The following is a 260-nucleotide window of genomic DNA, read 5'->3' as shown; positions in this document are numbered from 1 at the left end:
CCCGCTTGAAGAACCGGTCGCTGCGGAAGTGCTCGATCGCCTCGAAGTCACTCTTGCCCAGCGCCAGCAGTGCCGTCGTCGACTTCACCAGGTCCGAGGTCTTCATGCCCTGAGACACGGGAATCCTGGCGTCCACCAGCGGATCCACCAACGCCGCCTCAAAGCACTGACCGAGCAGCGCCAGACCCGCATGGGAGGTCAAATCCAGACGCGGCGACTGGCGCACTTCAAAACCGGGCATGGGCAAATAGGGTGAATGA

General features: G+C 62.3%; 1 pseudogene. It reads right to left on the bottom strand.

Going from position 1 to position 260, the window contains the following annotated elements:
• A pseudogene (locus tag RM530_RS18510) lies at positions 1–241 on the bottom strand (IS1380 family transposase); the annotation flags it as partial.
• Positions 242–260 lie beyond the last annotated feature (19 nt).

Source organism: Banduia mediterranea (assembly GCF_031846245.1).
GTDB lineage: Bacteria > Pseudomonadota > Gammaproteobacteria > Nevskiales > Nevskiaceae > Banduia > Banduia mediterranea.
The sequence above is the reverse complement of the archived record's forward strand: the minus strand, read 5'-3'. Positions and strand labels throughout refer to the sequence as shown.